Below are 18,844 nucleotides of genomic sequence, written 5' to 3' on the forward strand. Positions count from 1 at the left end.
GAATTGACTATTTGGTTTGCAGCAGGGCGTTGAAGGCGCGGGCGCGGCGTGTCACTTCAGCAGTGCTGTCGGCGCCGAACAGACCGTGGACCACCGCGAGCAGATCGACCCCGTGAGCCACCAGCGGGGCGGCATTTTCCAGGGTAATGCCGCCAATGGCGCACAGCGGTATATGCAGTTTGATGCGAGCCTGTTCGAGCAGTTCAAGGTTTGCGGCAGGCGCCCCGGGCTTGGTGTTGGAATTGAAGAAACGCCCGAACGCAACGTAGCTGGCGCCTTCGCGGACGGCCTGTTCAGCCAGCTCCAGGCTGGCGTGACAGGTGGAGCCGACAATCGCCTTGTGCCCTAGCAACGCCCGCACCGGCGCCAGTGGGCCATCGGTCTGGCCCAGGTGTACGCCGACGCCCAGGCGCGCGGCCAGTTCGGCGTCGTCGTTGATGATCAGTTGGGTCTTGTAGCGCTCGCACAAGTTGCGCAGCGCTTCGGCTTCTCGCAGACGCCGGGCTTCGTCGCTGCTTTTGTCGCGGTATTGCAGCAGCCTCACGCCACCTTCCAGCGCGGCTTCTACATAAGCGAGGAACCTGCCGGCCAGCAACTGGCTGTCGGTCACGGCATAAAGGCCACGTAGTTTCATTCCACAGCTCCTGTGCTACGAGCAGAAATCCAGCGGCAGGCGACGCGGTACGAACTGGCCTTTGCCCAGTTGTTCGGCATCGCGCAGGGTGCGCCAGGTGTAGTCCAGCGCGGTCTTTACCGCGCTGGCAAGCTGTTCACCCTGAGCCAGCCGGCCGGCCAGGGCGCTGGCGAGGGTGCAGCCGGAGCCGTGATAGCTGCCGGGTAAACGCTGGCAAGTAAATGTCTGGCGGTGCCCGTCGCGGCTGTACAGGCGATTATGGACTTCATGCTCGTCGCCGTGACCGCCAGTGATCAGCAGGTGCTTGACGAAGGGCAGCAGTTTTTCGGCGCACTCGTCGGCGCTGCCTTCGGGCAGTTCGGCGAGGATGCGCGCTTCCGGCAGGTTGGGCGTGGCAATGATTGCCAAGGGCAGCAGGCGCTCGCGCATGGCATAGCCGACTTCATCCTTGCCCAGCCGTCCGCCACCGCCAGCGCGCAGCACCGGGTCGCAGACCATCGGCAAATGCGGGTGCGCCTGGAGCAGCTCGACCACGGTGTCGACCATTTCCAGTGAGCCGAGCATCCCCAGCTTGACCGCCGCAACGGGCGAATCGTTGAGCACGGCATTGGCTTGCGCCAGCACCCACTCACGATCGAGCACGCGGAAATCGGTCACGTTGACGGTGTCTTGCACGGTCAATGCGGTAACGGCCGGGGCGGCATGACATCCCTGGGCAAGCAGGGCTTCGATATCTGCCTGCAAGCCGGCGCCACCACTGGGGTCGTGGCCGGAGAGACAGAGGACAACGGGGCGAGAGCTGTAGATATTCATGGTGCGCGAGCTTATCACCAAACCTCTCCGATCTGCGCCTACCTGTGACGATGAAGGCCTCGCCACAATCGAACTCGGCGCCGACGAAATTGCAACCTGACCAAAGCAACAGCTCTATCTCAATGGTTTGCTCTGGAACGCCCGTTCTAGAGCCTCCTGTGGGATAAATTTCCGTGGTGCAAATTGGCCATCAACGGCTATGCTACAGATGGATCCAACCAATAACAGGTAATGCCGGTTTTACGTCTACTCAGGGAATGGGGGGCTTCCTGACTCAACCGGACAGGCCACGCTGGGGCTTAAATGCGCTATTTGCTGATGTTGCTGCTGTGCTTGTCCCCCTTGGCAAGTGCCCTCGAATTTGATGAATTTACCCAAAGCCTGCCTTTGGGCCACGCCCTGCAGGTGCTTGAAGACTCCAGCGGCACGGCCTCCATTGAGGACATCCTGGCCCAGGCTGCGGCGAATCGTTTCAAATCCCATGACAAAGCCACGCTGAACGCAGGCTACTCACGGTCGGCGTTCTGGCTGAAAGTCGACTTGCACTATCGCCCTGGCAACCCGGCTGCCCAGCGGACCTGGTTGCTGGAACTGGCATATCCGCCGCTGGATCACGTCGACCTGTACCTGCCCAATGATGCTGGAGCGTATCGCCTCGTGCGCCAGACAGGTGACGCGCTACCGTTCGCCAGCCGTGAGGTGCGCCAGAACAATTACTTGTTCAGCCTGGATTTTCAGCCTGATCAACGCCAGACCGTCTACCTGCGCCTGCAAAGCGAGGGTTCAATCCAGGCGCCTTTGACGCTGTGGTCGAGCACCGCTTATCTGGAACAACAGCCGGTGCGCTTGTACGTGCTGGGGATCATTTATGGCGTGCTGCTGGGAATGCTGGTCTACAACCTGTTCATTTACCTGAGCGTGCGCGACACCAGCTACCTTTATTACATCTTCTACATCGCCTCGTTCGGCCTGTATCAGCTCTCGGTCAACGGCGCGGCGGTCGAATATTTCTGGCCGGACAACCCTTGGTGGACCAACGCCGCGACGCCGTTTTTCATCGGCTGCGCGGGCTTGTTTGGCAGCCAATTCGCCCGCAGCTTCCTGCAAACCGCCGAACACAGCCGCTGGCTCGATCGCTTGTTGCTGGTGCTGATTGCCTATAGTGCCGTGGTGGTGGGCTTGTCGCTGATGACCAGCTATGCGCTGGCGCTGCGTTTGGCGACGGCATTGGCCCTGGTGTTCACCGTGGTGATTTTCGCCGCCGGGTTGTTCGCTTGGTGGCGAGGCCTGCGGGTGGCGCGTTACTTCATCATCGCCTGGTCGGCATTTCTGCTGGGGGGCGTCGTTAATACGCTGATGGTGCTGGGCTACCTGCCGAACATCTTCCTGACCATGTACGCCAGCCAGATCGGCTCGGCCATCGAAGTGGCGCTGTTGTCCCTGGCCCTGGCGGACCGTATCAACGCCATGCGCGAGCAACAGGCCCAGACGCTGTTCGACGCCGGGCAGAAGCTCGAAGTGCTCAACCAGCAATTGGCCCAGGGCAACAAACTCAAGGATGAATTCCTCGCCACCTTGACCCACGAGCTGCGCACGCCAATGAACGGCGTAATCGGCTCCCTGGAGTTGATGGAGACCGTCGAGATGGACGAGGAACTGACCCAGTATCAACAGACCGCCGCCGGTTCGGCGCGGGACATGATGCGCATGGTCAACGGCATCCTCACCCTCACCGAGTTGCAGGCCGGCAAGCTCAAGGTCTATCCGGCGCCGTTCAGCCTGCGTGGGGTGGTCGACGCCTTGCAGGTCCAGTTTGGTGCCAACGCAGCAGCCAAGGGCCTGGATTTCAGGGTGGACGTGAGCCCCGGCCTGGCGGATCGCCTCCTGGGTGACAGCGGCAAACTGGCCCAATGCCTGGAATGCCTGTTGGACAATGCCATCAAGTTCACCCGCGCAGGCGGCGTCGCGCTGCGAGTCACTGGCCGGCCGTCGGAGCTCGATCGGCTGGTGCTGTCTTTCGCCGTGATCGACACCGGCATCGGTTTTACCGACCTTGGCGAGGCAACTCTGTACCAGCGCTTCTTCCAGCTCGACGGCTCGATGACCCGCGAATACGGCGGCCTCGGTGTGGGCCTGGCGATCTGTCGGCAATTGGTCGAGTTGCTCGGCGGGCGTCTGGCCCACACCTCGGAACCGGGCCGCGGCAGTCGTTTCCAGCTGGACGTGGAATTCGACATGGCGCTGCCGGCGGCGGTCCCGACGCCTTTTTCGTTCAATGGCCGCCAGGGTTCTCGCCGGCCTCAGGACTGCACGGTATTGCTGGCGGACGACAACAACATCGATCAGTTGGTCATGCGCGGCATGTTGCTCAAGCTGGGCTATCGGGTGCGTACGGCTGACAGCGGTCGCGCAGCCTTGGACCTGCTACAGGGCGACAGCTTTGACGCGGTGCTCCTCGATTGCCAGCGGTCACCGCTGGACGGCGTGTCGCTGTGCTGCCAAGTCCGTGCGCTGTCCGGTTGCGAGGACTTGCCCGTGCTGGTGGTCAGCCCGAATATTGACCAGGAACGTTGCCCTTCGGGTGCCTTGATCGACTACTTGAGCAAACCGGTAAAATTCGAGGTCCTGCAAGCCATCTTGCAACGGCGGGTACTTTGTCCGAGGCAGGGCGAAAGCGCCGATATTTAGGCGCATATGCCACTTTGATCGGTCAGGGGGCGGTGCTTAACTGAACCCCTGTTGACCGGCCGAGGAGCCCCGTCATGAACCTGCATCAGTTCGCCGAAACCCACGACGTCACCAACCAGCCTCCTTCCCTGGATGGCGCCAACCTGTTCCGCATCGATCTGCCGCTGCAAGAGTGGTCGCAGCGTTTCGGCGCCGGTTGGGCGCAGGCGCGGATCGATGCCTATGGTGCCTTGGCCGGCGGACCGTTGATGGAAGCGGGTTTCCTGGCCAACCAGAACAAACCGGTATTTTCCAGTCACGACCGTTACGGCCATCGCATCGATCTGGTGGAGTTTCATCCCGCCTACCATCAGCTGATGCGTACCGCCGTCGAACATGGCCTGCCCAGCTTGCCCTGGGCCCATCCGCAACCCGGCGCCCATGTCGCCCGTGCGTCGATGACCTATTTGCACAGCCAGGCCGAAGCCGGCACCGGCTGCCCGTTGACCATGACTTTCGCCAGCGTGCCAGCGCTGCGCCTGCAGCCGGATCTGGCCGAGCATTGGCTGCCGAAAGTGCTGGCCACCGAATACGACCCGCGTAACGTCGACATGGCCCATAAAGCCGGGGTCACCCTCGGCATGGCCATGACCGAAAAGCAGGGCGGCACCGATGTGCGAGCCAACACCACCAAGGCCTATCCGGTAGGCGCCAGCGGCCCCGGCCAGGCCTATGAGCTGGTGGGCCACAAATGGTTCTGTTCGGCGCCGATGTGCGATGCCTTCCTGACCCTGGCCCAGACCGACAAGGGCCTGACCTGTTTCCTGTTGCCGCGCCATCGCCCGGACGATACGCGCAATCAGTTCTATATCCAGCGGCTGAAAAACAAGCTCGGCAACTGCTCCAATGCTTCCAGCGAAGTGGAGTTTCGCGGTGCCCTGGCCTGGATGATCGGCGAAGAGGGAAGAGGCGTGCCGACTATCATCGAAATGGTCGCCATGACCCGCTTCGATTGCATGGTCGGCTCCAGCGCCCTGATGCGCCAGGCGTTGACCCAGGCCAGTCATCACTGCGCGCACCGCAAGGTCGGTGGCAAATTGTTGAGCGAACAGCCGCTGATGCAAAACGTGCTCGCCGACCTGGCGCTGGAAAGCGAAGCGGCGTTGGCCTTGAGCCTGCGCATGGGCCGGGCGCTGGACCATCTGAGCGAGCACGAGGCCAAGTTCGCCCGGCTGGTGACGGCGGTGGGCAAGTATTGGATCTGCAAGCGGGCCCCCGCGATGATCAACGAAGCCGCCGAATGCATGGGCGGTGCCGGCTACGTCGAAGACAGCATCCTGCCGCGCCTTTACCGCGAAGCGCCGGTCAACTCGACGTGGGAAGGTTCTGGCAACGTGCAGTGCCTGGACGTGCTACGGGCCCTGTCCAAGGAACCGGGCGCGCTCGAAGTGCTGTTCAGCGAGTTGGGTAACGGCCACGGCGAAGAGCGTCTGGCCGGGCATATCGACCAACTGCACGCGGCCTTCAAGGACACCGACGACATCCAGTACCGCGCCCGACAATTGACCGAGGACATCGCGGTCGGCCTGCAAGCCAAGCTGCTGCTCGAGGCGGGCAACAGTGACGTCAGCGATGCGTTCATCGCCAGTCGCCTTGGTTGTGGTGGCCGGGTCTACGGTGCCTTGCCGCGTGGCTTGAATGTCGAGGCCATCGTCGCCCGGTCAACGCCCCAAGCGTTTTAGGAGCCACCGTGACGCTGTGAAGTGATAGCGCCCAATACGCCACTGTTCCCGTCGGACCACGATGCAGGCAAGATGAAGGCCTGCAAGTCAGAACACAGGAAGCTGATCGTGACCGAAGCGTTTATTGTCGTTCAAACCGCCGAGCAAGCCGTGGACCGGCTGGCGGCCCTGCACGAGCGTGCGACCAGCGCGCTGAACCAGGCGCTCAAGCGCTACCTCAAGGACCGCATCGAGCCGGACGCCGAGCAACGGGCGTTGTTTCGCTACCCGGCCCTGCGCCTGACCTACCATTGCCATGGCGAAGTCCCGCAAACCACGCGCGCCTACGCCAAGGTCCAGTTGCCCGGCACCTACAGCGTCACCGTCACTCACCCGGCCGCGTTCCGCAAATATCTTCTGGAACAGCTGGTTCCACTGATGCATGACTTTACCGTCACCGTCGAGGTGGGCGTCAGCGAGCAGAACATTCCTTATCCGTACGTGGTGGAGCAGGGCGATGAGCTGGCCGGTTCGGGCGTAACCGCCGCCGTGCTGGCGCGGGTTTTCCCCAGCACCGACTTGTCGGCCGCCACCGATGGCATCGCCGACGGCTTGTACGACTGGGAAAACACCGATCCATTGCCCCTGGCGCTGTTCGACGCCGCGCGGGTGGATTTCTCCCTGCGCCGATTGGTGCATTACACCGGCAGTGACTGGCGCCATGTGCAGCCGTGGATCCTGCTGACCAACTATCATCGCTATGTGGATCAATTCATCGTCCACGGTCTGGAGCAGTTGCGCAGCGACCCGCGTTTCGTGCGCATGGTCTTGCCGGGCAACGTGATCATCGACAAGAACATGGACCACGGCGAAGCCTCCGCCATCGCCGCTGGCGTGGTCTGGCATCGCTACCAGATGCCGGCGTATCACTTGCAGGCCAGCGACGGTCACGGCGTAACCTTGGTGAATATCGGCGTCGGCCCGTCCAACGCCAAGAACATCACCGACCACCTGGCCGTGCTGCGCCCGCATTGCTGGTTGATGATCGGTCACTGTGGCGGGCTGCGGCAGTCCCAGACCATCGGCGACTACGTGCTGGCCCACGCCTACATGCGTCGCGATGGCATTCTCGACCGCGTGGTGCCGCCGAATATTCCGATTCCGGCCTTGGCCGAAGTGCAGATGGCCTTGCAACAAGCGGCAGCCAACGTCACCGGGGAAAAGGGCGACGAGCTGAAGAAGCGTCTGCGCACCGGCACTGTGCTGACCTATGACGACCGCAACTGGGAATTGCGCTGGGCTCAGGAACGTCCGTTGATCAACCTGTCCCGCGCGGTGGCGGTGGACATGGAAAGCGGCACCATCGCCGCACAGGGTTACCGTTTGCGGGTGCCTTATGGCACGTTGCTGTGCGTCTCGGACAAGCCGCTGCACAGCGAGATCAAGCTGCCGGGCTCGGCCAACGCGTTCTATGAGCGGGCGGTCAACCAGCACCTCAAGATCGGGATCGCGGCGCTGGACCTGTTGCGTACCGAGCTCAATTCTTTGCACTCGCGCAAACTGCGCAGCTTCGACGAGCCGCCGTTCCGCTGATGCCGTTCTGAACGGTGGTCATTTAACGGTCGGGCCACTAGCATGGTCGGCCCTGACCGTTAGATGTTGTTGCCGCCATGCCCCGTCCTCCACGCCCTGCTTCCCGTCGTCCTGGCGCGAAGCTTCCAGCCGCCGCGCCGCGCCGTGTGGCCAAGGCCCCGCCGGCCGAGCCGAAGCTGATCCTGTTCAACAAACCCTTCGATGTCCTGACGCAATTCAGCGACGGCGAAGGGCGGGCGACCCTCAAGGATTTTATCGACGTGCCCGGCATCTATCCGGCCGGACGGCTGGACCGTGACAGCGAAGGTCTGTTGCTACTGACCAACGATGGACAATTGCAGGCGCGTATTGCCGACCCCAAGCATAAGTTGGCCAAGACCTATTGGGTGCAAGTAGAGGGCGAACCCAGCGCCGAACAGTTGCAGCGCCTGCGCGACGGCGTGGAGTTGAACGACGGCATGACGTTGCCGGCGCAGGCCCGCCAACTGGACGAGCCGCAATTGTGGCCGCGCAACCCGCCGGTGCGCTTTCGCAAAAGCGTGCCGACGAGTTGGCTGGAGCTGGTCATCCGTGAGGGACGCAACCGCCAGGTGCGGCGCATGACCGCGGCGGTCGGCTTGCCGACGTTGCGCCTGGTGCGGGTCAGGATCGGCGACTGGACGATCGAAGGGCTTGATCAGGGCCAGTGGAAGGAAGTGCCGGCGCGCTTATAACGTGCCGGATTCGATCAGGCCGATCACCACGCTCTTGATGATGAAGGCTGCCACGCCAAGGCCCAGTACAAAAAACAGAATGAACGAGCCAAAACGCCCTGCCTTGGATTTCTTCGCCAGGTCCCAAACGATAAAACCCATGAAAATGATCAGGATGCTGACCAGGCCGGTCATCATCCACTCTTCGAAAACAGCAGGATCCATCGGGGCACTCCGGCGTGGGCGGGATTGAAAAGGCGGGCCGAGTATACGGCATGGGGCCGGGGTGCAGGACTGGCCTGCGGCGGTGTGTCGCAGCTGTTCATCGCTCGCCACAAAAGCGGTCAGCTTCGCAGGTGGGTGAGCGGCAGTTCGGTGCTGTTGAGCACTTGGTTCAGCACAAAACTCGAACGCACGCTGGTGACGCCATCGATCCGCGTCAGGTGCCCCAGCAACAGTTTCTGGTAATGGTCCATGTCCGGCACGACTACCTTGAGCTGGTAGTCCGCATCCATGCCGGTCACCAAGCTGCATTCCAACACTTGCGGCAGATTACGTATCGCGGCTTCGAAGTTTTCGAAACGCTCGGGGGTGTGGCGGTCCATGCCGATCAGTACGTAGGCAGTCAGGCTAAGGCCGAGCATCTTGCGATCGAGCAGGGCGACCTGGCGCGAGATGTAGCCGTCGTCCTCCAGTTGCTTGACCCGCCGTGAGCACGGGGAGGGCGACAGGCCGATGCGTTCGGCCAATTCCTGGTTGGAGATACGCGCGTCGCGCTGCAATTCCGCCAGAATACTGAGGTCGTAGCGGTCGAGTTTGCTCATCGAGCGGGCCTTTATCCGGTTAATTGCGGAAGATTATCCATCCAAGGGTAAAAATTGCGCAAGTAGTGTTTATTTAAGCAATCTTCGCAATCATCTGTCGGCACCTCCGGCCTATGCTTACCACCAAGATCACTGCTCGGACAAACAGTCCAGTGCAGCCCGCCCAATCCGGCCGGCTGCGGTCGCAGTACCCACCGGTACTGGCAGACCCCCGAGCTGCACACTGTCCAGAAGACGGCGTGAGGTGAGCCGACGTCATAAGCGTCGCGCACGGACTAGATTCTCAAGGGGAGGCCGACGGGCCTCCCTTTTTTAATGCCTGCGAAATAAACCCCGTGGCTGATAACCTGTCGCAGAACCGGCCTGGGCTTTTCCAGTCTCATCATCAGGCCCCGAACCGTTGTGAGGAATTTCATGAAGTCGCGCATCTGGCGTTTGGCAGGTGTTGGTCTGTTGTGGGCAAGTGTCAGTGCGCAGGGAGTGGCCGACGATCAGCAAAACCGTGGTGGGCCGGAAGGCGGTCGCGGGCAGGACGGGCGCGGCGGCAACGGCCAGGGTTACTCGGGCCAGCCGCGTCCGCAGAGCAATGAGATCATTCGGGGCGACAACAGCCGTCAGTTCGAGGTCAAGCCGCAGAACCCAGGCGGGCAGCACTACGATCGGCCACCCCAGGATCCTAACGCCCACGGTCGCCCGCCGCAGCAGCAACCCGGCAATAACCTGCCGATCCAGGGCCGGCCCGATAACGTGACCCAGACTCGCGAGCCGCAACCGGGCTACTACCGCGATATTCCCCGTCGCAACGATGGCTACCCGAACCCACGCCCCGGCCATGACGGCCATCCCGACCAGCAATGGCCTGGTCGGCCGGGCGGGCATGGCAACGGCTGGGGGCCTGGGCCGCAGTATCGCCCGGGTTATGTAATCGACCGATTCCCGGATCGCAACTACCGCGTGCCTTATCGCGGCCACGATTATTTCTACTCCGGCGGTTATTGGTATCGTCCGCAAGGACCGCGTTATGTCGTGGTGCAGCCGCCACGGGGCATTCGCACCCGCTACCTGCCCGATTATGCCCGCGAGGTCTGGATCGGCAGCTCGCTGTTCTTCCTCGCGGCCGGCGCCTATTACATCTACGAAGCCAATACCCGGGATTACGTCGTGGTCGAGGCACCGGTCGCCAACCCGCAGCCGCAACCCCAGGGCAACAGCTTTGATGTGGTGGCTTATCCGGCCAACGGCCAGTCGCCCGAGCAGGTCAATCAGGATGGCTACGACTGTTATCGCTGGGCGGTGCAGCAGAGCGGATTCGATCCGCGCAACTACACCTACCCACCGGCACCGGAAGTGGTACAGACCTATCGCCAGGCGCAAGGCAGTTGCTTGAGCAGTCGTGGGTATCAGGTGACGTACTGAGTTCTGGCGGCAGGCAGGATGCCGCTCTTGTGGCGAGGGAGCTTGCTCCCGCTGGACTGCGCAGCAGGCCCAGGATTTTTACGGTCGCTGCGCAACCGAGCGGGAGCAAGCTCCCTCGCCACGGGTTCGGACATCAAGTGCTGGTTCGCTTCACCACCTCCAACGGATCGGCATGCACCAGCACTTCGGCCTTCGGATAGGCGCGATGGATCGCATCGGCGGCTTGGTCGCTGATGCCATGGGCGACTGACAAGGTCAGTTCCCCCGGCAATTCCAGATGCAATTGCACAAACCAATGGTTCCCGGAGATCCGCGTACGCAGGTCATGCGCACCGACCACGCCGGGTACCGCGCAGGCCAGTTCCAGCATGTGCTGGCTGACTTCCGGCGGCAGTTCTTCATCCATCAGCACGGCGAAGCTCTCCCGGGCGATCTGCACGGCGCTCCACAGAATGTAGGCGGCGATGCCCAGGCCGAACCAGGCATCAAGCTGATACCAGCCGAAGCCGGCCAGGATCAGCGCAACCAGGATGCTGCCGTTGAGCAGCAGGTCCGAGCGGTAATGCAGGGAGTCGGCGCGCACGGCGTTGGAGCCCGTGGCGCGCACGACCCGATGCTGCAAGGCCAGCAGCGCCAAGGTCAGCGCCAGGGAAAACACGATCACGCCGACGCTGAGCCACGGCGCCTCGACTGGCACCGGCGCTTTCAGACGCTCGAAGGCCTGCAAGGCGATCAACACCGCACTGCCGCCAATGAACAGCGCCTGGGCCATGCCGGCCAAGGACTCAGCCTTGCCATGGCCGTAGCGATGGTCATCGTCGGCGGGGCGTAGCGCGTAATGCACCGCCAGCAGATTGAGCAGCGAGGTGACGCCGTCCAGCGTCGAATCGGTCAGGCCGGCGAGCATGCTCACCGAACCGCTTAGCCACCAGGCCAGCGCCTTGGCAACGATCAGGATGAACGCCACGGCCACCGACGCCCGGGTGGCCAGGCGTAGCAGGCGAGCGTGTTCGGTGCTGGTGGTCATGGCGCGGTCTTCCTTGGGTTGCGCCTTTTATGCGGCAGGTACGAGACCGAGCGTGGCCAGTTGTTGCACGTTGCCCTTGTGCTGGATCAGGCGCGGATCGTCCAACGGGAAGCTGCGGCCCAGCTCGCTTTCCAGGATGGCTTGCAGCTTTTGGTTATTGATCGTGCCGTCGGGGTTGATGGCCGGCTTGAGTTTCTCTGGCTCGATCTGCACGCTTCTGCCCGGCTCGAAGTAGATCGCGCCGGTGGCGAAGTCCACCGCAAAGGCGATCAGGCCGGGAATGATGTAGAACAGCAGGCCGACGGCGTCGAGCGCGGCAATAGCCGGGTCGATCTTGCCGTCGATCTGGCCGCGACGGTCCGGGTAGAAGATCGAGCCACAGGCGCTGATCTGGGTCAGCAGGCTGGCGACCAGGACGCCGCCGATCACGCGAAAGGGAATACGCATAGCAATCTCCTGAGCAGGTAAGGGCGTTGCTGGTTGGAGTCCAGACCACGCTAAACAGTTCGCCGTTATACTCGGCCCTCTGTTTTGGAGCCAGCATGATTTCTTTGCCGATCGATGAAGTTTTACCCGCGCTTCGCCAAGCCTTGGCCTTGCGCCACGAAGCGGTGCTCGAAGCGCCCCCCGGTGCCGGTAAAACCACCCGTGTTCCCCTGGCCTTGTTGAACGAAACGTGGCTGGCCGGGCAAACCATTCTGATGCTCGAACCCCGGCGCCTGGCGGCGCGGGCGGCGGCCGAGCGATTGGCCAGTGAGTTGGGAGAGAAAGTCGGCGAAACGGTCGGCTACCGGATTCGTCTCGACAGCAAAGTCGGCCCCAAGACCCGCATCGAAGTGGTCACCGAAGGCATCCTGACTCGCCGTTTGCAGGATGATCCGGCGCTGGAGGGCGTGGGACTGTTGATTTTCGACGAGTATCACGAACGCAGCCTCGATGCCGACCTCGCCTTGGCCTTGAGCCTCAACGGCCGCGAGTTGTTTCGTGAAGACCAGCCGCTGAAGATTCTGTTGATGTCCGCCACCCTGGAAGGCGAGCGCCTGGCCGGGTTGTTGGATAACGCGCCGATCCTGCGCAGCGAAGGCCGCATGTTCCCGGTGACGGTGCGCTGGGGACGGCCCTTCCAGCCCGGCGAATTCATCGAGCCGCGGCTGGTGCAGACCGTGCTCGAAGCTTTGCACGACGAGACTGGCAGCGTACTGGTGTTCTTGCCCGGGCAGGCGGAGATTCGCCGGGTCCATCAACAACTGGCCGAGGCGCTGGGCGAGGGCGGCAATGTGTTGCTGTGCCCGTTGCACGGTGAGCTGGACCTCGCCGCCCAGCGTGCCGCCATCGACCCGGCACCGCCCGGCCAACGCAAAGTCGTCCTTGCCACTAACATCGCCGAGACCAGCCTGACCATCAACGGCGTGCGGGTGGTGATCGACGCCGGACTGGCCCGCGTACCGCGTTTCGATCCGGGCAGCGGCATGACTCGCCTCGACACCCAGCGCATCTCCCGCGCCAGCGCCACCCAGCGCGCCGGTCGGGCCGGGCGACTGGAGCCGGGTGTGTGTTATCGGTTGTGGTCCGAAGACCAGCATGAGCAATTGGCTGCTTACGCAAGCGCGGAAATTCTGTCGACGGACCTGGCCGGGTTGGCCCTGCAACTGGGGCGCTGGGGCGTGACGCCGCAGCAATTGGTCTGGCTCGATGTTCCGCCAACCGCCGCTTATGCCCAGGCCCAAGACCTGCTGCAACGCCTGGGCGCGCTGGAGGGCGAACAACTGACCCGCCACGGCCAGGCCATGGCCGAACTGCCGGCCCACCCGCGTATCGCCCATCTGTTGTTGCGCGGCCAGGCGCTGGGCCTGGCAGACATGGCCTGTAACGTCGCCGCGCTGTTGGGCGAGCGCGACATTCTGCGCGGTGCCGGCGCGGACCTGCACAGTCGCCTGGCCTTGCTTTGCGGCGAAGAGCGCGCCGCGCGGGGCGCTCAGGGTGGGGTGCAACGGGCCCGGCAGTTGGCCAGGCAATATCGCGGCTACCTGCGGGGCAAGGCCGAAGAGGCGGTGACCGATCCTGATCATCCGCGCTGGCTCGGCGCCTTGCTGGCGTTGGCGTATCCGGACCGCGTCGCCCAGCAGCGCCGGCCCGGCGGCGCGGAGTATCGCCTGGCCAACGGCCGTGCGGCGCTGTTCGCCGAAGCTGACAGCCTGATGAAACAAGCGTGGCTGGTGATCGCCGATTTGGGCAGTCGCCAGGGCCAGCGCGAAGAGCGAATCTACCTTGCCACGGACTTCGATCCGGCGCTTTTCGATTCGGTGCTGGCCGAGCAAGTGCGCACCGTGGATCAACTCGATTGGGACGAGCGCGAAGGCGTGCTGCGGGCCGAGCGCCAGCGCAAGGTCGGCGAACTGGTACTCAGCCGCGAACCGCTGACCGGCCTGGATGAATCCGCCCGTAATCAGGCCCTTGTCAACCTGGTGCGGCGCAAGGGGCTGGAGCTGCTGCCATGGACGCCAGAGCTGCGCCAATGGCAGGCGCGGGTGGCGCTGCTGCGCCGGCTCGATAGGGAGGCCAAAGGCGAGAGCGAATGGCCGGACGTCAGTGACACGGCGTTGCTGGACAGTCTCGACCATTGGTTGATGCCCTACCTGGGACGGGTCTCGCGCCTCAGTCATTTTGCCAGCCTGGATCTGTCGAGCATCGTACGCAACCTGTTGCCCTGGCCTTTGCCGCAGCGTTTGGACGAACTGGCGCCCCACCATTTAAGCGTGCCCTCGGGCTCATCGATTCGCCTGGATTACAGCGAGCATCCGCCGGTCCTCGCGGTACGCTTGCAGGAGCTGTTTGGCCTGGCCGACACCCCACGTATCGCCGGTGGGCGGCAGGTGGTCAAGCTGCACCTGTTATCGCCGGCGCGTCGACCGGTGCAAGTGACGCAGGATCTGGCGAACTTCTGGCGCAGCACCTATGCCGAGGTGAAAAAAGATCTCAAGGGGCGATATCCCAAGCATTACTGGCCGGACGACCCGCTGGTGGCGGAGGCAACCGCGCGGGCCAAACCGCGAAAATAAAACACCGCGGGCCAGGGCGCGGTGGCGGATGTTAGATTTACGCGCTCGCAAATTGCCCAATGCACACTCAATGCTTCGGAAAAATCCATGGCAAAAAAACCAGCAACGCCCAGCTTGACGTTGATCGACGTGGCCAGGATCGCGGGCGTGTCGCCAATGACAGTTTCCAGGGCCTTGCACCGACCGGAACTGGTGAGCGAGAACACCCGGGACAAGGTCCGCGAAGCGGTGCGCCAATCGGGCTATGTGCCGAATATGCTGGCCGGTGGCTTGGCGAGCAGCAAGAGCCGCCTGGTGGCGATTTTCCTGCCAACCATCGCCAACTCCATTTTTGCCGACACCGTGCAATCGCTGATGGACCGCCTGGCCCAGGCGGGCTATCAAACCCTGGTGGGGCTTACCGGCTATAGCCCGGAGCAGGAAGAAAAACTGCTGGAGGCCGTTCTTGGCCGCCGCCCGGATGGCATCGTGCTGACCGGTACGCTTCACACCGAATCAAGCCGTCTGCGACTCGCCCAGGCAGGTATCCCAGTGGTTGAAGCCTGGGACTTGAGTGAAAACCCCTTGGACATGCTGGTTGGCTTTTCCCATGAAAAGGTCGGGGAGGAGACGGCGCGTCATCTGCTGAAAAAGGGTTACAAGCGTTTCTCCGTGGTGACCATCAGCGACCCCCGTGGCCTGCGTCGTTGCAACAGTCTTGTTGCCGAACTGAAGCGCCAGGGCATCGAGCAGGTGCCGATGGAAGTCCTCGCACCGCCCGCCACCCTTGAGATCGGGCGGGAAGGGCTGCGGCGGTTATTGGACCTGTCGAAACGCCCCGACATCGTGGTGTGCAGCTCGGACACGGTGGCTCAAGGCGTCCTGGCCGAAGCCGCAAGCCAAGGCTTGAACGTGCCCGGCGACCTTGCCGTCATGGGGTTTGGCGATTTGAGCAGCGCTGCCCATGTCTACCCCGCGTTGTCCACCGTCAGCGTCGATGGCAAGAAAATCGGCTTACAGGTCGCTGAGGCGCTGCTTGACCGATTCGACAACCCTTCGTCCTTGAAAAACGTGCGCATCGACACGGGTTTCACGCTGATTGACCGAGCCACTACCTAAGTATGCATGCGTCCACGTGGCCTGTTGTTGCTTGAATGATTGCGCAATCAATGTAGTATTCCGCCTGAGGGGCTTGCGTACCGTCGAACGAAGCCCCTTTTTCAAACGTTGAGATGATTGCGCAATCATCTTCCTGAACACGGTGGAATTTAATCGAAGCAACCAAGGAGTACGCGCATGTCCGCATTAGAGAAAACCAACGGATCCTCCGACGGCGACCGTATCGCCTGGGTCCGCGTCTCTTCGGTGATCTTGCCGCTGGCCAATCCAATCAGCGATGCCAAGGTGCTCACCGGCCGGCAAAAGCCGATGACCGAAATCGCCATCCTTTTCGCTGAGATTGAAACCATCGACGGGCATCGCGGCCTTGGCTTCAGCTATTCGAAACGCGCCGGTGGGCCTGGGCAGTTCGCCCACGCCCAGGAAATAGCACCGGCGTTGATTGGCGAAAACCCAAGCGACATCGCCAAGCTCTGGACCAAGTTGTGCTGGGCCGGCGCCTCCGTGGGGCGTAGCGGCCTGTCGACGCAGGCCATCGGTGCGTTCGACGTGGCGTTGTGGGATTTGAAAGCCAAGCGGGCGAATTTGTCCCTGGCGCGCCTGCTCGGCGCCCAGCGCGATTCAGTGCGCTGCTACAACACCTCGGGAGGCTTCCTGCACACGCCGCTGGATCAACTGATGAAGAACACCGACCTGTCTCGTGAAAAAGGTATCGGCGGCATCAAGTTGAAAGTCGGACAGCCGGACTGCGCCATTGATATCCAGCGGGTGAGCACGGTGCGCAGACACTTGGGCGACGACTTCCCGCTGATGGTCGACGCCAACCAACAATGGGATCGCCCGACAGCCCAGCGCATGTGTCGTCAATTTGAAGCGTACAACCTGACCTGGATCGAAGAACCGCTCGATTGTTACGACGCCGAGGGCCACGCCGCATTGGCGCAACAATTCGATACGCCGATTGCGACCGGTGAAATGCTGACCAGCGTTGCCGAGCACGCCGAATTCATCAAACTGCGCGGTGCCGACTTCCTGATGCCCGACGCGCCACGCGTGGGGGGGATCACGCCGTATCTGAAGGTGGCGGCGATGGCCGAGCAGGCCGGCTTGATGCTGGCGCCTCATTTCGCCATGGAGCTGCACGTCCACTTGGCGGCGACGTACCCGACCGAACCCTGGGTCGAGCATTTCGAATGGCTCGAGCCGCTGTTCAATGAGCGTCTGGAAACCCGTGACGGGCGGATGCTCGTGCCCACTCGGCCAGGTCTTGGACTGACGCTCAGCGAGCAGGTCAAGCCGTGGACGGTGCAGGAGGCGACGGTCGGGACACGTCCCTGATAGCCGTGTTGTATACGAACCCGCTAACGAGGCCACTGTATGGCCTCTTCGAGGACTGACGACGACCCGCGGCAGCGTCGTCGGTAACGCTGTGGCGCTTCTCAGGGTGCCGCCGGCAACAGAAACCGCGCGATCACCGGCAAATGATCGGAAATACGCAACGTGTCGTCCTGTCGGACCTGGGCTTCGACCCGCTTGAGGCGCGGGCTGTAGAACAGGTAGTCGACGGTCCGGTCGGGGCCGTTGAGGCCGGGGTCGTTCGGGTAGTGAGTCAACCAGTGTGCGCGGTCGATGCCGCTGGCCTCGTTGTTGGTGGGAATCATCGGATATTTATCCCACAACAGGTGTAGCTCGCTGTCGGCGGAATAAGGCGAGCGCTGTTCGGCCGGAAGGCGCCGATATTGGCCAAGGGGCAACAGATTGAAATCGCCGCCGATCAACCAAGGGGTGCCGGCGGACTCGAGCTTGTCCAGGGCCTTGGATACGGCATTGACTTGGGCCAGGGCGGTGTCATCCGGTTGCGCGGCCCGTTCCAGGTGCGTATTGAGCACTGCCAGTTGCCCGCCGTCGCTTAGGGGCAGATAGCTGATCAGCAGAGCATTTTTTGGCTGGAACTGACGGCTGATGAAGTTCGCCTCGGCCACCGGCAATTGCACTCGCTCGGCATGGTCGATGCGGTAGCGGCTCAGCGTCGCCAACTGCCGGCCAACGCTGCCGAAGATGCGCGGGTTGGGGATAAAGTCGGCCTTCCAGTCGAAGGCGCTGGTTCCGCAGGGATACAGGTCGGCCAGACGCTCCTGCAACAGCTTGAGCTGATCCTGGTAGTCGCTGGCCTTGGCGCCGTTGTCCAGTTCCTGGAGCAACACCACGTCCGGTTGCTCGTCGCGAATGACCCGTGCGACTTCGTCGAGGCTGAAGGCAATGTCTTCCAGGGTCGGGCTTTCATCGTCGCCCTGGGCCAGGTCGTGCCAGAACACGTAGCGCTTGCCGGCGAGGAACTGGACGTTCCAGGTCATCACCTTCAACGCCTGTCCAGGCACCAGCGGCGCGGCATTCGCGGCGCAACTGACCGGCAGCGCCTCCCGGGCCTGGGGGCGCCAGGTCAGGCCATAGATGGAAAAGGCCGCAATGCCGACGAGCAACAACAGGCCTAGCAAGGTGTATCGCAGCAGACGGGTCATGGCTCGGGTTTTTCTGCAATCAACATGAACATTCGGAACAGCACCACCGTGGTAAACAGTTGCAGGAAACTGTGGACGCTGTCTATCAGCAAACTGATCAACGGATTCTGGGGCTCAGGGTACACCGAGACGCTGGCGCCCTTGAGCAGCCACAGCGGCACCATCACCGACAAAATGCACAACAGGATTCGCCAGAAATGTCCGCGACTCATGCGCAGGCTTTCCTTCATGGCGGCCAGCGGTGCCAGGCCCCGCAGCACCAGCAGGTATTCACCGAAAGCCAGGACCACCATCAACCACAGGCCCGGCAGGAAATACAGGGAGATGCCAACCAGGATCAACAGCGTGTTGAGGGCCGTCAGCAAGGCAAAGCGTGGCCATTGGAGGAGGGCGGCCGCGAGCAGGTCTCGAGCAAGCGGGGCTTCGCCGCGACTGCGAGCATCCAGGTACAGAATCAACGCGGCGGTGTACAGCGGGTACACCAACAGACCGACGATTACGCTGTAGCCGGAAAACCCTTCGGCCCCGAAGGCGCTGTCCACCCCTTGTTGCAGCACCGCTTCAAGTATCACCAACGGCAGGCACAGCTGGGCGATCCGGCCCAGATGGCGTTTGAAAAAATACAAGGAGTCGCGCAGTACTTCTAACGGATTCATGGGTCGGTATCGCAGTTCAGAAAAAGCGGTCCGACACTTTACCCATCAGGTGAGCGCATAAACAAACGTAAACATCAGGTAAAGACCATTGAAAGCTTCCCGGTGGTCCCCATTACTGACCGGCA

The 18,844-nt window shown here is 62.5% G+C and carries 16 protein-coding genes; 8 read left to right on the forward strand and 8 right to left on the reverse strand.

Annotation, left to right across the window (positions count from 1 at the left end; translation table 11 throughout):
- Positions 1–7: 7 nt before the first annotated feature.
- On the reverse strand, positions 8–634 hold the full coding sequence (gene thiE, locus HU762_RS16075) for a thiamine phosphate synthase (RefSeq protein ID WP_186638669.1): 627 nt from the start codon (positions 632–634) through the stop codon (positions 8–10).
- Between the two features lie 15 nt (positions 635–649).
- Entirely contained in the window at positions 650–1,447 is a 798-nt protein-coding gene (locus tag HU762_RS16080) for a hydroxymethylpyrimidine/phosphomethylpyrimidine kinase (RefSeq protein WP_186610833.1), read from the reverse strand.
- A gap of 303 nt (positions 1,448–1,750) precedes the next feature.
- Between HU762_RS16080 and HU762_RS16085 the strand changes: the two genes are divergently transcribed.
- The 4 genes from HU762_RS16085 to HU762_RS16100 all read left to right on the forward strand — a co-directional run bounded on the left by HU762_RS16085 (position 1,751) and on the right by HU762_RS16100 (position 8,141).
- On the forward strand, positions 1,751–4,135 hold the full coding sequence (locus tag HU762_RS16085) for a hybrid sensor histidine kinase/response regulator (protein WP_186638671.1): 2,385 nt from the start codon (positions 1,751–1,753) through the stop codon (positions 4,133–4,135).
- Between the two features lie 74 nt (positions 4,136–4,209).
- The gene (locus HU762_RS16090) at positions 4,210–5,856 is read left to right on the forward strand and encodes an acyl-CoA dehydrogenase family protein (protein WP_186638673.1); all 1,647 of its coding nucleotides are present in this window, start codon (positions 4,210–4,212) and stop codon (positions 5,854–5,856) included.
- Between the two features lie 72 nt (positions 5,857–5,928).
- Entirely contained in the window at positions 5,929–7,428 is a 1,500-nt protein-coding gene (amn, locus tag HU762_RS16095; protein ID WP_186610902.1) for an AMP nucleosidase, read from the forward strand.
- A gap of 146 nt (positions 7,429–7,574) precedes the next feature.
- Positions 7,575–8,141 carry a pseudouridine synthase gene (locus HU762_RS16100; RefSeq protein WP_186638756.1) on the forward strand — a complete coding sequence of 189 codons (567 nt, stop codon included), beginning with the start codon at positions 7,575–7,577 and terminating at the stop codon, positions 8,139–8,141.
- Here HU762_RS16100 and HU762_RS16105 read toward each other — a convergent pair.
- Together HU762_RS16105 and HU762_RS16110 are read right to left on the reverse strand one after the other, a co-directional pair.
- Entirely contained in the window at positions 8,136–8,345 is a 210-nt protein-coding gene (locus tag HU762_RS16105; protein WP_039594082.1) for a DUF2788 domain-containing protein, read from the reverse strand. The genes HU762_RS16100 and HU762_RS16105 overlap by 6 nt on opposite strands.
- Positions 8,346–8,464: 119 nt before the next feature.
- Positions 8,465–8,944 carry an Lrp/AsnC family transcriptional regulator gene (locus HU762_RS16110; RefSeq protein WP_135847313.1) on the reverse strand — a complete coding sequence of 160 codons (480 nt, stop codon included), beginning with the start codon at positions 8,942–8,944 and terminating at the stop codon, positions 8,465–8,467.
- A gap of 414 nt (positions 8,945–9,358) precedes the next feature.
- Between HU762_RS16110 and HU762_RS16115 the strand changes: the two genes are divergently transcribed.
- Complete coding sequence (locus HU762_RS16115) at positions 9,359–10,360, forward strand: DUF6515 family protein (protein WP_186638675.1); 1,002 nt, start codon at positions 9,359–9,361, stop codon at positions 10,358–10,360.
- Between the two features lie 133 nt (positions 10,361–10,493).
- On the opposite strand, the gene HU762_RS16120 is transcribed toward HU762_RS16115, so the two are convergent.
- Positions 10,494–11,387: a cation diffusion facilitator family transporter gene (locus tag HU762_RS16120; RefSeq protein WP_186638677.1), complete on the reverse strand. Its 894-nt coding sequence runs from the start codon at positions 11,385–11,387 to the stop codon at positions 10,494–10,496.
- A gap of 27 nt (positions 11,388–11,414) precedes the next feature.
- Complete coding sequence (locus HU762_RS16125) at positions 11,415–11,834, reverse strand: polyribonucleotide nucleotidyltransferase (protein ID WP_186638679.1); 420 nt, start codon at positions 11,832–11,834, stop codon at positions 11,415–11,417.
- Between the two features lie 95 nt (positions 11,835–11,929).
- Between HU762_RS16125 and hrpB the strand changes: the two genes are divergently transcribed.
- The 3 genes from hrpB (at position 11,930) to HU762_RS16140 (ending at position 16,882) form a co-directional block, all read left to right on the forward strand.
- A complete protein-coding gene (gene hrpB, locus HU762_RS16130) occupies positions 11,930–14,446 on the forward strand; it encodes an ATP-dependent helicase HrpB (protein WP_186638681.1) in 2,517 nt (838 codons plus the stop codon).
- Positions 14,447–14,533: 87 nt separating this feature from the next.
- Positions 14,534–15,544: a LacI family DNA-binding transcriptional regulator gene (locus HU762_RS16135; protein ID WP_186638683.1), complete on the forward strand. Its 1,011-nt coding sequence runs from the start codon at positions 14,534–14,536 to the stop codon at positions 15,542–15,544.
- A gap of 177 nt (positions 15,545–15,721) precedes the next feature.
- Positions 15,722–16,882: a mandelate racemase/muconate lactonizing enzyme family protein gene (locus HU762_RS16140; RefSeq protein WP_186638685.1), complete on the forward strand. Its 1,161-nt coding sequence runs from the start codon at positions 15,722–15,724 to the stop codon at positions 16,880–16,882.
- Positions 16,883–16,983: 101 nt separating this feature from the next.
- Here the strand turns inward: HU762_RS16140 and HU762_RS16145 are convergent, their stop codons facing one another.
- Positions 16,984–18,063 (reverse strand): endonuclease/exonuclease/phosphatase family protein, encoded by a 1,080-nt coding sequence (locus tag HU762_RS16145; protein ID WP_186638687.1) that lies wholly within the window; start codon positions 18,061–18,063, stop codon positions 16,984–16,986.
- The gene (locus HU762_RS16150; RefSeq protein WP_186638689.1) at positions 18,060–18,719 is read right to left on the reverse strand and encodes a hypothetical protein; all 660 of its coding nucleotides are present in this window, start codon (positions 18,717–18,719) and stop codon (positions 18,060–18,062) included. Before HU762_RS16150 ends, HU762_RS16145 begins: the two co-directional genes overlap by 4 nt.
- Between the last annotated feature and the right edge of the window lie 125 nt (positions 18,720–18,844).

Origin of the sequence: Pseudomonas sp. SWRI92, assembly GCF_014268685.1 — a bacterium.
In the GTDB taxonomy this organism is placed as follows: domain Bacteria; phylum Pseudomonadota; class Gammaproteobacteria; order Pseudomonadales; family Pseudomonadaceae; genus Aquipseudomonas; species Aquipseudomonas marvdashtae.

Coding starts and splice junctions, on each gene's coding strand:
- HU762_RS16120 (WP_186638677.1), bottom strand. CDS start 11,387: ATGACCACCAGCACCGAACACGCTCGCCTGCTACGCCTGGCCACCCGG.
- HU762_RS16145 (WP_186638687.1), bottom strand. CDS start 18,063: ATGACCCGTCTGCTGCGATACACCTTGCTAGGCCTGTTGTTGCTCGTC.
- HU762_RS16150 (WP_186638689.1), bottom strand. CDS start 18,719: ATGAATCCGTTAGAAGTACTGCGCGACTCCTTGTATTTTTTCAAACGC.
- HU762_RS16125 (WP_186638679.1), bottom strand. CDS start 11,834: ATGCGTATTCCCTTTCGCGTGATCGGCGGCGTCCTGGTCGCCAGCCTG.
- HU762_RS16090 (WP_186638673.1), top strand. CDS start 4,210: ATGAACCTGCATCAGTTCGCCGAAACCCACGACGTCACCAACCAGCCT.
- HU762_RS16140 (WP_186638685.1), top strand. CDS start 15,722: ATGTCCGCATTAGAGAAAACCAACGGATCCTCCGACGGCGACCGTATC.
- amn (WP_186610902.1), top strand. CDS start 5,929: ATGAAGGCCTGCAAGTCAGAACACAGGAAGCTGATCGTGACCGAAGCG.
- HU762_RS16110 (WP_135847313.1), bottom strand. CDS start 8,944: ATGAGCAAACTCGACCGCTACGACCTCAGTATTCTGGCGGAATTGCAG.
- thiE (WP_186638669.1), bottom strand. CDS start 634: ATGAAACTACGTGGCCTTTATGCCGTGACCGACAGCCAGTTGCTGGCC.
- HU762_RS16080 (WP_186610833.1), bottom strand. CDS start 1,447: ATGAATATCTACAGCTCTCGCCCCGTTGTCCTCTGTCTCTCCGGCCAC.
- HU762_RS16105 (WP_039594082.1), bottom strand. CDS start 8,345: ATGGATCCTGCTGTTTTCGAAGAGTGGATGATGACCGGCCTGGTCAGC.
- HU762_RS16085 (WP_186638671.1), top strand. CDS start 1,751: ATGCGCTATTTGCTGATGTTGCTGCTGTGCTTGTCCCCCTTGGCAAGT.
- HU762_RS16135 (WP_186638683.1), top strand. CDS start 14,534: ATGGCAAAAAAACCAGCAACGCCCAGCTTGACGTTGATCGACGTGGCC.
- hrpB (WP_186638681.1), top strand. CDS start 11,930: ATGATTTCTTTGCCGATCGATGAAGTTTTACCCGCGCTTCGCCAAGCC.
- HU762_RS16115 (WP_186638675.1), top strand. CDS start 9,359: ATGAAGTCGCGCATCTGGCGTTTGGCAGGTGTTGGTCTGTTGTGGGCA.